At 38.1% G+C, this 13,923-nt stretch carries 11 protein-coding genes; 5 read left to right on the plus strand and 6 right to left on the minus strand.

What is annotated here, in order from left to right; translation table 11 throughout:
- Positions 1 to 117: 117 nt before the first annotated feature.
- The gene (locus DSM106972_RS06475; RefSeq protein ID WP_127079902.1) at positions 118 to 6,150 is read left to right on the plus strand and encodes a trifunctional serine/threonine-protein kinase/ATP-binding protein/sensor histidine kinase; all 6,033 of its coding nucleotides are present in this window, start codon (positions 118 to 120) and stop codon (positions 6,148 to 6,150) included.
- 33 nt (positions 6,151 to 6,183) lie between these two features.
- Here DSM106972_RS06475 and ald read toward each other — a convergent pair whose 3' ends face one another.
- Entirely contained in the window at positions 6,184 to 7,275 is a 1,092-nt protein-coding gene (gene ald / locus DSM106972_RS06480; RefSeq protein ID WP_127079904.1) for an alanine dehydrogenase, read from the minus strand.
- Positions 7,276 to 7,541: 266 nt separating this feature from the next.
- On the opposite strand from ald, the gene DSM106972_RS06485 reads away from it, so the two are divergent.
- Both DSM106972_RS06485 and DSM106972_RS06490 read left to right on the plus strand, forming a co-directional pair.
- A complete protein-coding gene (locus DSM106972_RS06485; RefSeq protein ID WP_026092971.1) occupies positions 7,542 to 7,712 on the plus strand; it encodes a CAB/ELIP/HLIP family chlorophyll-binding protein in 171 nt (56 codons plus the stop codon).
- Positions 7,713 to 8,563: 851 nt separating this feature from the next.
- The gene (locus DSM106972_RS06490) at positions 8,564 to 8,866 is read left to right on the plus strand and encodes a hypothetical protein (protein WP_127079976.1); all 303 of its coding nucleotides are present in this window, start codon (positions 8,564 to 8,566) and stop codon (positions 8,864 to 8,866) included.
- 711 nt (positions 8,867 to 9,577) lie between these two features.
- Here the strand turns inward: DSM106972_RS06490 and DSM106972_RS06495 are convergent.
- Positions 9,578 to 10,048 carry a hypothetical protein gene (locus tag DSM106972_RS06495; protein WP_127079906.1) on the minus strand — a complete coding sequence of 157 codons (471 nt, stop codon included), beginning with the start codon at positions 10,046 to 10,048 and terminating at the stop codon, positions 9,578 to 9,580.
- 161 nt (positions 10,049 to 10,209) lie between these two features.
- A complete protein-coding gene (locus tag DSM106972_RS06500) occupies positions 10,210 to 10,767 on the minus strand; it encodes a CHAT domain-containing protein (protein ID WP_127079908.1) in 558 nt (185 codons plus the stop codon).
- 365 nt (positions 10,768 to 11,132) lie between these two features.
- Between DSM106972_RS06500 and DSM106972_RS06505 the strand changes: the two genes are divergently transcribed.
- Positions 11,133 to 11,915: an ABC transporter permease gene (locus tag DSM106972_RS06505; RefSeq protein WP_127079910.1), complete on the plus strand. Its 783-nt coding sequence runs from the start codon at positions 11,133 to 11,135 to the stop codon at positions 11,913 to 11,915.
- 62 nt (positions 11,916 to 11,977) lie between these two features.
- Here the strand turns inward: DSM106972_RS06505 and DSM106972_RS53165 are convergent, their stop codons facing one another.
- Genes DSM106972_RS53165 through DSM106972_RS06515 form a run of 3 tightly spaced genes read right to left on the minus strand, consistent with a single transcriptional unit; the run spans position 11,978 to position 12,660 of the window.
- A complete protein-coding gene (locus tag DSM106972_RS53165; RefSeq protein WP_233787154.1) occupies positions 11,978 to 12,115 on the minus strand; it encodes a hypothetical protein in 138 nt (45 codons plus the stop codon).
- A 44-nt stretch (positions 12,116 to 12,159) separates the two neighbouring features.
- Positions 12,160 to 12,330 carry a hypothetical protein gene (locus tag DSM106972_RS53170; RefSeq protein ID WP_233787153.1) on the minus strand — a complete coding sequence of 57 codons (171 nt, stop codon included), beginning with the start codon at positions 12,328 to 12,330 and terminating at the stop codon, positions 12,160 to 12,162.
- A gap of 3 nt (positions 12,331 to 12,333) precedes the next feature.
- On the minus strand, positions 12,334 to 12,660 hold the full coding sequence (locus DSM106972_RS06515; RefSeq protein WP_127079912.1) for a DUF433 domain-containing protein: 327 nt from the start codon (positions 12,658 to 12,660) through the stop codon (positions 12,334 to 12,336).
- Positions 12,661 to 13,175: 515 nt separating this feature from the next.
- On the opposite strand from DSM106972_RS06515, the gene DSM106972_RS06520 reads away from it, so the two are divergent.
- Positions 13,176 to 13,901, plus strand: a complete 726-nt coding sequence (locus DSM106972_RS06520) for a pyridoxine 5'-phosphate synthase (RefSeq protein WP_127079914.1) — start codon at positions 13,176 to 13,178, stop codon at positions 13,899 to 13,901.
- Positions 13,902 to 13,923: the final 22 nt, after the last annotated feature.

Consider the following 13,923-nt stretch of genomic DNA (forward strand, 5'->3'; position numbering starts at 1 on the left):
AATGATAATGAGAATCTCTGTATTTTTACTAATTATTTAATTATGTACTCTTGTGCTGTTAGTACTTTATATTGCTAGGGAATAATATACAAAGAACATCTCAACAATTCCTAGCATATGGCAATTTTAGAAGGCAGCATCCCTGGTTATCACCTCAGTAAATTACTTTACGATGGTTCCAGAACACTGGTTTACCGAGGTCAACGCTTGATTGACCAAAAACCTGTAGTTATCAAGTTGCTGAAAAATTCTTACCCTAACTTTAACGAGTTAGTACAATTTCGTAACCAGTACACGATTGCCGAAAATCTAGACATACCAGGAATTATTCGTCCCTACAGTTTAGAACCTTATCAGAATGCTTATGCTTTGGTGATGGAAGATTTTGGTGGGGTTTCGCTGCGGGATTATGTTCGTACAAATACTCTTGGTCTGTGGCAGCTTGTAACTGTAGCTATACAAGTTGCAGATATTTTGGATGGACTAAAGAAAGCGCGGGTTATTCATAAGGACATTAAACCTGCTAATATTCTTATACATCCCCATAGTCAGCAAATAAAATTAATTGACTTTAGTATTGCCTCGCTGCTACCTAGAGAAACTCAAGAAATACATAGTCACAATCTTCTTGAAGGTACATTAGCTTATTTGGCGCCAGAACAAACAGGACGGATGAATCGTGGGATTGATTATCGTACTGATTTTTACTCGTTGGGGATAACTTTATATGAGTTATTTACAGGAAAATTGCCGTTTGGGATTGATGACCCAATGGAGTTGGTGCATTGTCATATTGCCAAATACCCCCCTTTAGTACATGAAATCAATCCAGAAATTCCCCCTGTACTGTCGCTAATTGTGGAAAAATTGATGGCGAAAAATGCTGAAGACCGCTATCAAAGTGCATTAGGGTTAAAGTATGATTTGGAACGATGCTTATATGAATTAAAAGATACACACAAAATTGAAAGCTTTGAAATTGCACAGCGTGATATTTCCGACCGTTTTCTCATCCCTGAGAAACTGTACGGTCGAGAAGCAGAAGTCAAAATGTTATTAGATGCTTTTGAAAGAGTCGCTGGTAACCCATTACAAACAGATGAAACGCATACTATCAGAAAATCTGCTGCCGAATTGATTCTGGTAGCTGGTTTTTCAGGAATTGGTAAAACTGCTGTTGTTAATGAAGTACATAAGCCGATAGTAAGGCAGTGTGGTTATTTTATCAAAGGCAAGTTTGACCAGTTTCAGCGTAATATTCCTTTATTTGCATTTGTTCAAGCATTTCGGGACTTGATGGGACAATTGCTTTCCCAAACTGATGTCAAGCTTCAACAATGGAAAGCTAAGATATTACAAGCGTTGGGTGAAAGCGCGCAGGTAATTGTTGAAGTAATTCCAGAATTAGAATATATTATTGGCAAGCAACCTGTTGTTGCGGAACTTTCAGGAAGTGCAGCGCAAAATAGATTTAATCTGTTATTTCAAAAATTTATTCAAGTTTTTACTACTATTGACCATCCGTTAGTTATTTTTATCGATGATTTGCAGTGGGCTGATTCTGCGTCGTTGAGGCTGATGCAATTATTACTAAGTGAAGCGGAGGCAGGATATTTATTATTAATCGGCGCCTATCGAGATAACGAGGTGTTTGCAGCACATCCACTGATATTGACATTGGAAGAGTTACAAAAGAATAACGTTACATTAAATACTATCACCCTGGCGCCGTTAAAAGAAATTCATCTCAACCAGTTAATTGCCGATACTCTTAGTTGTACAACTAAAATAGCTTCACCATTAACGCAACTAGTTTATCACAAAACGAAAGGCAATCCATTTTTTAGCAACCAATTTTTGAAAGCGCTGCATGATGATGGATTAATTACTTTTAACTCGTGTGAAAGGCAGGTGGGATGGCAGTGTGACATTGCTCAAGTTCAAGCAAAGGCAGTTACCGACGATGTTGTTGAATTTATGGCATTGCAGTTACAAAAGCTACCATTACAAACCCAGAATGTGCTAAAACTGGCTGCGTGTATTGGTAACCAATTTGATTTAGCGACATTGGCAATTATTTATGAAAAATCTCAAGTAGAAACAGCCGAAGATTTATGGAAGGCATTGCAGGAAGGGTTAATATTGCCTACTACTGAGGTTTACAAATTTTTCCAAGATGGTGGCAATGAGAAAACGACCCAATTATCTACAATTTGTTACCAATTACCTAACTATAAATTTCTTCACGACCGAGTACAGCAAGCTGCTTATTACCTAATTCCAGAAGCTCAAAAACAAGCAACGCACTTGAAAATTGGACAAATGATGAAGAGTAATAGCGAGGAGGTAGAGCGGGAAGACATTCTTTTTGCAATCGTCAATCAATTAAATATAGGCGCCGCCTTAATTACTCAACAAGAAAACTTAGAAGAATTGGCACAATTAAATCTCCTAGCAGGACGCAAAGCTAGAGCCGCAACAGCTTATGAACCTGCTTGGTATTACGCGATTACGGGTATTCAGCTTTTAGGTGATTCTTGGCAAGAAGCTTATGACCTAACTTTAGCTTTGTATGACCTAGGCGCCGAAACAGCTTATCTTTGTGGTAATTATGAACAGATAGAGCTATTGTCAAATGTTGTATTGGAACAAGCTAAAACCCTGCTTGATAAGGTCAAAGCTTATGAAGTTAAAATTTTCACTTATGTAGCACAGAAAAAACCATTAGAAGCTATTGAAATTGGGCTACAAGTACTAAAGCTATTAGAAATTACCTTTCCACAAAAGCCTACAGGTGAAGACATAGGTAAAGCAATAGCATACACAGCTTCACTAATTCCTGAGAATGGTATTGAAGACTTAATTCATCTTCCCGAAATGACTGATGCTTCCAAGATAGCTGCTTTAAGTATCTTGAAGAGTATATCTAGTTCTGCTTACATAGCCAACCCGCCATTACATCTTCTAATTCTCTTGTCAATGGTCAATTTATCTATCCAATATGGAAATGATTCCTTATCTACAATTGCTTATTCTGCTTATGGAACAATTTTATGTGGTGTAGTTCAGGACATTGAATGTGGTGGTAAATTTGGCAAACTAGCTTTAAAATTATTGCAAAAATATAACAATCAGGAAAAAAACGCTCAGACATTCATGCTTGTTGCTACGTTTACAATGCATTGGCAGACTCATGTTAAGGAAACACTATCACTTTTACAGTTAGGATATCAAAATAGTATAGAAGCTGGTGATTTACAACATGCCGCTTGGAATCTCTTCTTTGAAAGTCAATATTCATGTTTTATTGGTCATGAACTTAACCAGTTAACAGAGAAGATGGCTAACTACAGCACAGCTTTTAATCATCTTAAACAAGAACTTCACTTCAATTATCATCAGATATTTAGGCAGTTTGTATTGAACTTAACTGGTAGCTCGGAAACTCCATTTATTTTAGTTGGTGAAGCTTACAACGAGTCAAAGCTACTAGCACAACATCAGCAAGCAAATGACACAACCGCACTTTACTATTTTCACCTGAATAAACTTATTTTATGCTATCTATTTGAAGAATTATCTCAAGCTGTAACAAATGCTACAATAGCAGAAACATATTTAGAAACAGCAACAGCTACGTTGTTGGTTCCTATATTTAATTTCTACAATTCTTTAGCGCGACTTGGAGTTTATCACTATTGCTCAACAATTGAGCAAAAAAGCCTTATGGAGAAAGTAGAGTTAAATCAAGAGAAGATGAAAAAGTGGGCAACTCACGCTCCAATGAACCACCAACATAAGTACGAGCTAGTTGAGGCAGAAAGGTATCGTCTCTTAAATAACAAAGTGGAAGCTATTGAACTTTACGACAAAGCTATTGCGGGAGCGCGCGCAAATGAGTACCTTAGCGAAGAAGCACTGGCAAATGAACTGGCTGGTAAATTTTATCTTGAATGGGGTCGAGAGAAAATTGCGACTACTTATATGCAGGAAGCTTACTACTGCTACGCGCGTTGGGGCGCCAAAGCTAAAATATCTGACTTGGAAGAACGTTATCCGCAATTGCTACAGCCCATTCTGCAACAAAAACAACTTCGTCTTAATTCGTTAGAAACAATCTCCAGTATTACTACCGCGCGTACAGTTAATTCGACACAAACATCTACTAGTAGCAGCACTTCAATCTCGTCCGTTTTAGATTTTGCTACCATCCTCAAAGCTTCTCAAACTCTTTCTGGGGAAATTCATTTAGATAAATTACTTACCTGTTTGCTTAATACTATTATTACCAACGCTGGCGCCAGTAAATGCGTGTTGATGTTGCTGTGGGATAATGACTTACGCTTAGAAGCCATTGCTATAAAGGGACAAGAACCAATAATTTTACAAGCTAGTAGTATTGAACACAGTTCTGATGTCCCCGTTAGCCTAATTTACACTGTTAAACGTAGCTTGCAAACTGTTGTAATCAACAATGCGACAAAAGAGGATTCTTTACTTGCTGACTCATACATTATCCAGCAGCAGTCCAAGAGCTTATTATGTACTCCGATTTTGAATCAAGGTAAACTGCTAGGCATTTTGTATCTAGAAAATAACTTAGTAATCGGAGCATTTACAAAAGAACGTGTTGAAATTCTTAACCTTTTGTGTACGCAAGCTGCTATTTCTTTAGAGAATGCGCGACTGTATCAAAAATCGCAAAACTACGCTCAACAATTAGAAGACTCGTTAGCTTCGCTTCAAGAAAAAGCCAGATTGACAGCTTTCCGAGCAGATGTAGATACGATACTTACCCAAGAAAATAGTTTACAAGTAACACTCCAACGTTGTACGGAAGTGATTGTTCAGCATCTTGATGCAGCATTCGCTCGAATTTGGACACTGAATTCTGTACAACAAATCTTAGAATTACGAGCAAGTGCTGGGATATACACCCATATCAACGGTTCTCACAGCCAAATTCCTGTCGGTCAATTTAAAATTGGATTGATTGCTTTTGAGCGTAAACCACATTTAACAAATCAGGTTCTAGAAGATTCTCGTATTAGTAACCGAGAATGGGCAAAACGCGAAGGGATGGTAGCGTTTGCAGGATACCCACTTATAGTTGATGGGCAGATTGTGGGTGTACTAGCAATGTTTGCTCGTCAAATTTTATCCGAATCGGTTTTAGAATCATTGGAATTTGCAGCAAGTGAGATTGCACTAGGTATTAAACGCAAGCTATCAGAAGAAGCGCTGCTACAATCTGAAACTCAACTTAGACAAAAAACGACTGAATTAGAAAATGTTCTGCATCAGCTACAGCAAACACAAACTCAGTTAGTACAAAACGAGAAAATGTCTTCTTTAGGTAACTTAGTTGCTGGGGTAGCACATGAAGTTAATAACCCGATTGGGTTTCTTAGAGGTAGTCTTAATAATGCTCAAGAGTATGTAAAAGATTTACTCGAATATATACAATGTGTCCAGCAACATCATACACAACTGGCGCCTGCTGTCAATGATTTTGCCGAAGAAGTTGATTTAGAATTTCTAGCTGAAGATTTACCCAAATTAATTACTTCAATGAAAGGGGCAACAGCGCGGATTCAAGATATTAGCACAAGCCTCCGCACGTTCTCCAGAGCTGATACAGCCGAAAAAGTTGCTTGTAATATCCATGAAGGAATTGATAGTACCTTATTAATTTTAAAATATCGTCTCAAAGCCAACGAGTTTCGTCCTGCCATAGAAGTTATTAAGGCATACGATAAATTACCACCTGTTAAATGCTTTTTAGGACAACTCAACCAAGTATTTATGAATATTTTGGCAAACGCTATTGATGCAATTGATGAACAACCTCAAAAGTATTCATTCGATGAATTAAAAGCAAATCCTAAACAAATCACAATTACAACAGAAGTTTTGCAAGCTTATAACACTGCTGTAATTCGCATTAAAGATAATGGTTCTGGAATGTCAGAATCTGTAAAGGCTAAAATTTTCGACCACTTATTTACAACTAAAGGTGTAGGTAAAGGTACTGGGTTGGGGTTAGCTATTGCTCATCAAATTGTTGAGGAAACTCATGCTGGTAAGTTAATTTGTAATTCGGCACCTAACATAGGAACTGAGTTTGTAATCGAGCTACCACTTGGATAAGAGTTGGTAGGGTCGTCAGTGACGACCTTACAGCTAACTCACTAAGTCGGGAAATACGGACTGTACTGCTGGATGTACTAAACGATGATTTTGAACGTTCACACCTTTAGCTAAAGCAGGATTAGTTTCCAAAGCTTTTAAACCTAAATTAGCTAGCTGTTGTATATAAGGTTGTGTGCTGTTATTGAGTGCTTGGGTTGCTGTCCAAGGTACTGCACCCGGCATATTCGGTACACCGTAGTGAACAACACCTTCTTCTATATAAACTGGGTTGGTATGAGATGTAGGATTTAAAGTTTCTATACATCCACCTTGGTCAACTGCTACATCCACAATTACGGAACCCGCACGCATTTGTTTAACAAGTGTACGCGATACTAATATAGGCGCCCTTTTTCCTAGCACCAATACGGCGCCAATTAGTAAGTCAGCATCTTTAACAGCAGCTTCAATATGAGCAGAGTTACTATATAGTAATTCAACGCGCGAACCGAATATTGTCTCTAAATAACTCAATCTATCGACATTTACATCTAATATCTGAACCGAGGCGCCCATGCCAACAGCAATTCTAGCAGCTTCGGTTCCTACAACCCCACCACCTAAAATTACTACCTTGCCCGGTTTAACACCAGGGACTCCACCTAATAGTACTCCTCTACCCCCCTGTTGACGCTCTAAATATCTGGCGCCAAACTGTACAGATAATCTTCCGGCAATAATACTCATTGGGGTTAGCAACGGTAATTTGTTGGCGCCAGATTGTTCTACAGTTTCATATGCTATGGCAGTAACACCACAATCAATTAAATGCTCAGTTAACTTACGGTCAGCAGCTAAATGTAAATATGTAAATAATATTTGCTCTTTTTGTAAAAATTTATACTCAGATTCTAGAGGTTCTTTGACCTTGACTACTAACTCACGATTCCATACAGCTTCTTGAGTTGGCACAATTTCGGCGCCAGCGTGTAGATAATCATCATCACTAAATCCAGCACCCACACCTGCTTGTGTTTCAACATAAACGCGATGACCACTTTCTCGCAACACGCGCGCTACTGAAGGACTCAACCCGACTCGAAACTCTTGGTCTTTTGTTTCCTTGGGAATACCAATTTCCATTTACTGCCTCTAATTTAATTTTGCTTTAGTGTAGTTTCTCTTAGACTAAGTTGCCAGTTTGATACGTTAGATACGAATAACACCAACCTGGAATATTTTATTTTTGTTTACAGTATTTCCAGCCGTTTCTTGACTATTGACGCATTTTCACTAAAATATATAAAGAATAATTACTTTTTGTAACAAAACTAGTTTGCTTTACCCGAAAGCAAAAGTGTCACAAACTGCTGTAAACTTAAGTTTGCCTTATTGAGGTATTGTAAATGATGACTCAGCCACAACCTAGCATTACACCCAAGCTCGAAGAACCCAAGTTTGGATTTAATGAGTATGCCGAACGTTTGAACGGTAGAGCTGCCATGATTGGATTCCTCCTAATTGTGGTGATTGAATACGTCACTGACAAAGGAGTTTTAACTTGGCTCGGTTTACGATAGACGTAATACTGGATAAAGCTTACCAGTGATATTTTAGACTTCTGACGGTAGATAACAGACGCACAAAGTAGAGTTAATTGCATCTTGACATATGTTGTTAAAGTTGATAGTGTTTAAATTAAGTGTGGAAAATCATGCAAATTAAGACTTTTGTGTTAATTTAGATAAGAAGCTACGGGTGGGTTGTAAATTTAGCCAATTTATGTATACAAACTTCACCTCATGCTTAGGAAGTTTATCTGATGCATAATTTTCTACTCAATTTTTAAAAGCCTGTGATATATAAACCTCCAGGTTTAAGTTCTGTGACTATAAGAAAGGCTGACTTATACAGCACTTAAGGGATATGTGGTGGCGATGCCCAGTTGGTATATTCCTAGTTTAAGCAATGCTTAAGAGTTTACCTCATCAATCAAGTAGCTGCTAGTTCAGTCGTCTTGGATGCTGGCGTAGGGGATAAGCCGCGAAAAAAAGCACAGAATTTAGGGTCAGTGCGATTTATCTCTATTTTCGATTACCACTTGCCGGAAAACATAGTGTATAAGTTGTAGTCTTAGTTGTAACCTTACAGGTAAGGCTTCGTTGCCAGCCGATTATTAAAGTATCGGGCTGGTTTTTAATACATATGAACTTAATTATGACTGAAATACTGTAAAATGCCGTCTATCGCAAGATTGATGCTCACGGTTATAGTAATACCAATGTTGTAGCTCCGTGCTGATAAAATGTCTTCCCCTGCTATATATGAATCAAAATTATAATAAATAATGATGGAGTTTCATTATTTGGCGCCGACAACAGGTGAAGCATTTTAGGTAAATTTATACAAAAGTCTAAAAGAAAAAGCTGTGATGAATATTGCGTTACCTCGTTTATTAAAATCTACATACCGTCGAGAACCAGTAGTTAGCGGATTAATTACCGTAGGGGTAGTTGATGCTGTGATTGGCGGGTTCGGTGACAGTTGGTCTTTATTCGCTTTTGGTTTAGGAACAGCGGGTTTGACGCTAGCGTTCCGATGGTGGCGCCTATCCGGGCAAAGTCGTCCATCGCCGCAAGAAGAAAAACCAGTAAAGCAGCTTTACCTACCTGAACGCTCTTCAAGCACATCACTACCAATGTTGAGCGTAACTAAGAAAAAGCCTCCCTATTAGAAGAACTTTTGGCTTTGGTAGGGGTGGGCATTGCCCACCATACAGTTACTGAGTAAGCCTTGCCAGTTTTGCTCTTAAGCTTTCCAATTCGTTCTCAAGATGTATGTGCTTGGTGATATCAATAAAAATAAGATTTGCACCTAGCAGTTTCAGTTACCCATTTTATATTTTGCTTTTGAAGCGCGCGGCGGTCACTATTTAGCTGCCTGATCAACACTTTGGAATTTTTAGTGAAAACGAGGTAGCAGAGGCGCCAATTTCCTCCATAGTATTACTCAATTGTTCTTGTATTGGCGTTGAATCAATATATCCGTACCTCATATCTTGCACCTGGGTTTATACATGTAACTTTATTTACCAATTTTACAATGATGCCCATACCCGCCTAGGGTTAAAACCCGTAGGCGTTGGGGCTTAAGTTCATTAAAATGAACTAAGTTAATCAGTACTATTATAAACAGGCTTATTGAAATTTAAGAATTTATACGTAGAGGTGCAAGATATCAGGTACAGCGCCTCTATCTGTTGACGGATAATTTGGATAGTATGCGTAAATTCTTCTTCACTCACAACAGAATCGCTTATTTCTAAAGATTTATAAAGATACAGTTACCAAAGAGTATGGCAAAACCCAGCTTACAAACCGTATGATTTGTTCAAAAACAATTTAGTATTGCGTTATTTCGGCGCCCCTACAACTATACTTGGGGATTAGTTCGGCAAAATCTCACCAAGCTTCTCTACTAGTTCTTCTGTTAAATCAAGCAAATCAATATGATTATCATCATTATCTGAACGGAAACTTTCTTTATTTTCCATGCGATCCGCTAATAAATCCTTAACAGCAAAAATTCTATCTTCTGCCTCTGAAACACTCAAACACTTCTCTAATTGAGCAGCAATCTCAGGAAGAGATTTATCTTGTAACTGTGTCCTCACTTTTACAGCTACAGAATCATCACTTTCTAAAAAACTAAGAATTGGTTCTATAGAAGGATTTTCATCTTCTTCATCATCGTCACCCCAAGTTTCCAGCCAGTCTCCATCCCAATCTTCAACGTATAGTTCTACAAAGTCAATCCCATGAGCTAGCCAAGCTTTTTGAACTTGCCTAGCTTCTTCTAATGCTTGCCATGCTTTGTCTATTTTTTCTTGAGAGTTAGGATTTACTTCTTCATTCATATATTTTTTGAACAATTTGATTAAACTGTATTAAGTAATGCTAATAATTTAATAATAGCTTTGTACTTTATGATAATTTTAAATACCTGCCCATCGAAAGGTTGTCACTGTGGTAGAGTAAAGCATCTACTAGTTGTTCAATAAAAGAAGTATCTCTTGGATTATAACTGACAAACAAGCCTTTTTCTATTGACCAATATTGAAGCGTACTTACCCAATTTTCGTACTTTTCTTGAAGGATTATCAAGGCGAGATTGGGCGTGATGGCAAGAATGAAGCACTTGGACTTGTTTCGCTAACTGTCGATAGTTATTACAGGTCGCTTGACCTCCAATTAAGCGTTTTTCCAAAGGAATATTGTATAAATTGGCAATTTTTTCACCCTCAAAAGCGGCACACGCAAGATTGTTATTAGCATCTTCCACAGTACCGTATTGTAGAGAAGCAATATATCCTATCTCTATATTAGGGCGCTGTTTACAAAACTCTAAAACTTGGCAGCTAGCGATGTAGCGAATAATAAACTTATCTGCTAAGTATTGATTATTTCCAATAGGTAAAGCAGCGAAGGGAATTTGATGCAGTAACAAGTGAGGCACTAATATTAATTCTTCTATTCCCTTAAGATTTTGAGCAATTAAATCCTTAATCTCTAGCCTTTGTGCTAGTACTTCAATAAAATCTTGCATTTGGTTTTCCCATAAAGTTTTATCGCTCATGTAAGAAAATAACCAATAAGGTAAAAGCGATAATATTGCCCCTCAGATTAGGGTTTTGCATGATACCGGACGTGTAGAGACGTTACATGTAAGGTTTCTACGTATACGTATAGACAGAAAATTGACTATTGTTGCGTCACAAATATAATCTTGGTCTCTAACGCTTCATGTAATTAATTGTGAATAGTTAGGTGCCAATCTACCTGCGGTACACTACCTGAACAAATTTCTCTATGTTCTCTGCGCCTCTGTGGTAAATATAATTAAGTAAATTTATTGTATAGCGTTACAGAATATACGTTACTCTTGGTTATTGTAATATTTTGATAAGCAAGGCGCCTGCAAGATTTAATGGTGGAGGTGATATGAAAAGATATTTAAAGATGATTAGACTATTTTGGAGTGCTGCGATAGCTGCCGAAATGGAATATCGGGTTAATTTTATTTTGGCGAGTTTGAGTAGCGTTGGAAACTTGGCGGGTAGTTTGTTTGGTTTATTTTTATTTTATCGCAAAGGCTATTCTTTCGCGGGCTGGTCATGGGAAGAGGCTTTATTAGTTCTAGGTGTTTTTACTTTACTCCAAGGCTTTGCGGCAACATTTCTGGCGCCAAATCTAAATAAAATAGTTCGTCATGTTCAAGAAGGTACACTCGATTTTGTTTTGCTCAAACCCGTAAAAAGTCAGTTTTGGTTATCATTCCACACTTTATCACCTTGGGGATTGCCAGATTTAATTTTTGGTGTAGTACTAATTGGCTACGCAGGAACTCGTCTTGGTATAGGGATTAATAGTTATTTAATCAGCTTAATACCTATATCTTTTGGGTTGGTTGTACTATACAGCTTGTGGTTTATGCTCGGCGCCACAAGTATTTGGTTTGTAAAGATTTATAACGTTACCGAAGTATTGCGTGGGTTGCTAGAAGCAGGTAGATATCCAATGGTCGCTTATCCAACAGCGTTTAGATTTTTCTTTACATTTGTAGTGCCAGTTGCCTTTTTAACGACTATTCCAGCAGAAGCGATGCTGGGTAGAAGTCAGGTAGGTTGGTTAATAGGCGCCGGAGTGTTAGCGTTAGGTTTATTCTTCTTATCATCCTGGTTTTGGCGGTTTGCACTAAGGTTTTATACTAGTGCGTCGAGTTAAATTTCCCTTAAATAAAGCGTAAAAGCTCAAACGGGCCAAAAATTCCCCTTCATTGTCGTTTTTTAGAATGGAATAGACATAATTTGATTAACCCATTCTTCAGCAGTAGATACTTCCCAAACGAGAATGAGCGCTTCAATAGCATCACTTATTGACAAATTTTTAGAGAGAATTAAAACTCCAGAACTTGTTTGTGACATTATAAACTGACCAAACTCAGCAGGCATAGTTCTGCGGTCATGGCTTACAAGAATCCTACTATTATTGCCGCAATGGCTAATACTTCTGAGTCTTTCTTTCCTTCAAATCCTGCTTCAAATGCTGATTGAAAATCAATGGTTGGTTGCCTACGTAGTGTTCCAGTCAAAATGGCTTGATTAAGGTCTGCATCTGCTTGAAATTTAATACTCGTCATATTCTACACACGCTTCTGTGCTTGAGCAGCTTTTAATTTTTGATACAGAAGCGGATTCTTCTCTCTACAAGATTGTTGCAGTTTATTAAATTCTTTCTCACCTGAGCGTAAATAAGTATCAATCAGTTCTCGATTGGCAAGGTAGAAAGTAATAGCACCAAAAACTTGTTCAAGCGAGAGCAATGGAAAGTTTTGGGCAATGCTTTCAAGAGATTCTCCATCTAGGAAAGCGTATACAATTGAATCGAGAGAGATACGTGTCCCCTCTATGTAATATCCTTCACCTCGTTGTTCGATATATTGCTTGGTCGGGATTAACGCTACTGTCATATAACAAATGGCTACTTGGTTTGATTATTATTTACTATAAAAGCAAAATAGATTTTGCTTCTAGTACTCCATATTATTAACCCAAGTTGCGGGTTATTACTCCTGGTTCGCTCATTTTTTTTGGAGTTAGAGAAATTGCCGAAAAACTGAGAATCTATATTTAACAACGGTTTGAGCGATTTACCTTAAAATACCATCCCGCTTTACAAACTCTATTTTTATGTGATGGTGCCAATTTAGAACAAGAGTGCAGTTGAACTATAACCTAGAACCCTGATTAAATCGTTCAGCTTTTTCTTAACTCAATTTAAAATGGGCGAACCGGGAGTTATTAGTTATGCATGCGGGAAATCCTCGCTCCTTATGTGGTTCATTCCTCCTCTCTCCGTGTACTCTGTGTCTGTGTGGTAAAAATAATACATGACTGCACAGGCAAGATGCCTGTGCTACAAGAAGGGCTTTATTTCTAGTACAATAATTTTTTCTAGGATTGTGGAATTAAGGAATATACAAGGGTGACTTTAACACTTGGGGTGAACATCGACCATATTGCTACCATTCGTCAGGCTCGTAGAACGGTAGAACCAGACCCAGTAGCAGCAGCAGTATTAGCAGAATTAGCAGGTGCCGATGGTATTACTGCACATCTACGGGAAGATAGGCGCCATATTCAAGATAGAGATGTACGGTTATTGCGACAGACGGTACGTACACATTTGAATTTGGAAATGGCTGCAACTGAAGAAATGGCAGCTATTGCACTTGATATTAAACCTGACTATATAACTTTGGTACCTGAACGTCGCGAAGAAGTAACTACAGAAGGCGGTTTAGATATCGTTGGGCAAATTGGTAGAATTGGAGAAGTTGTTGATAAACTGCAAAGCGCTAATATTCCTGTTAGCTTGTTTATTGACGCTGAACCTGCACAAATAGAAGCTTCTGCCTCATTGCGGGCTAAGTTTATTGAGTTACATACAGGTAAGTATGCTGACGCAAAAGATGATTTGAGTCGTAAGCACGAGTTAGATTTTTTAGCTGCTGGATGCGAACAAGCTTTAAAAGCAGGGTTAAGAGTCAACGCTGGTCATGGACTTACTTACTGGAATGTATATCCTGTCGCGTGTCTTCCTGGAATGGAGGAGTTGAATATCGGGCATACTATTATTAGTAGGGCTGCACTAGTTGGTATTGAGCGTGCTGTTCGCGAAATGAAAATGGCAATACGCGGCGAATATTAATTGTGTAGAGATGTCATAGAGG

The organism is Dulcicalothrix desertica PCC 7102 (assembly GCF_003991905.1).
In the GTDB taxonomy this organism is placed as follows: domain Bacteria; phylum Cyanobacteriota; class Cyanobacteriia; order Cyanobacteriales; family Nostocaceae; genus Dulcicalothrix; species Dulcicalothrix desertica.

Bases quoted from the DNA above. Each gene is read 5' to 3' on its own strand.
- DSM106972_RS06475 (WP_127079902.1), top strand. From the start codon at position 118: ATGGCAATTTTAGAAGGCAGCATCCCTGGTTATCACCTCAGTAAATTA.
- ald (WP_127079904.1), bottom strand. From the start codon at position 7,275: ATGGAAATTGGTATTCCCAAGGAAACAAAAGACCAAGAGTTTCGAGTC.
- DSM106972_RS06485 (WP_026092971.1), top strand. From the start codon at position 7,542: ATGACTCAGCCACAACCTAGCATTACACCCAAGCTCGAAGAACCCAAG.
- DSM106972_RS06490 (WP_127079976.1), top strand. From the start codon at position 8,564: ATGAATATTGCGTTACCTCGTTTATTAAAATCTACATACCGTCGAGAA.
- DSM106972_RS06495 (WP_127079906.1), bottom strand. From the start codon at position 10,048: ATGAATGAAGAAGTAAATCCTAACTCTCAAGAAAAAATAGACAAAGCA.
- DSM106972_RS06500 (WP_127079908.1), bottom strand. From the start codon at position 10,767: ATGAGCGATAAAACTTTATGGGAAAACCAAATGCAAGATTTTATTGAA.
- DSM106972_RS06505 (WP_127079910.1), top strand. From the start codon at position 11,133: ATGAAAAGATATTTAAAGATGATTAGACTATTTTGGAGTGCTGCGATA.
- DSM106972_RS53165 (WP_233787154.1), bottom strand. From the start codon at position 12,115: ATGTCACAAACAAGTTCTGGAGTTTTAATTCTCTCTAAAAATTTGTCA.
- DSM106972_RS53170 (WP_233787153.1), bottom strand. From the start codon at position 12,330: ATGACGAGTATTAAATTTCAAGCAGATGCAGACCTTAATCAAGCCATT.
- DSM106972_RS06515 (WP_127079912.1), bottom strand. From the start codon at position 12,660: ATGACAGTAGCGTTAATCCCGACCAAGCAATATATCGAACAACGAGGT.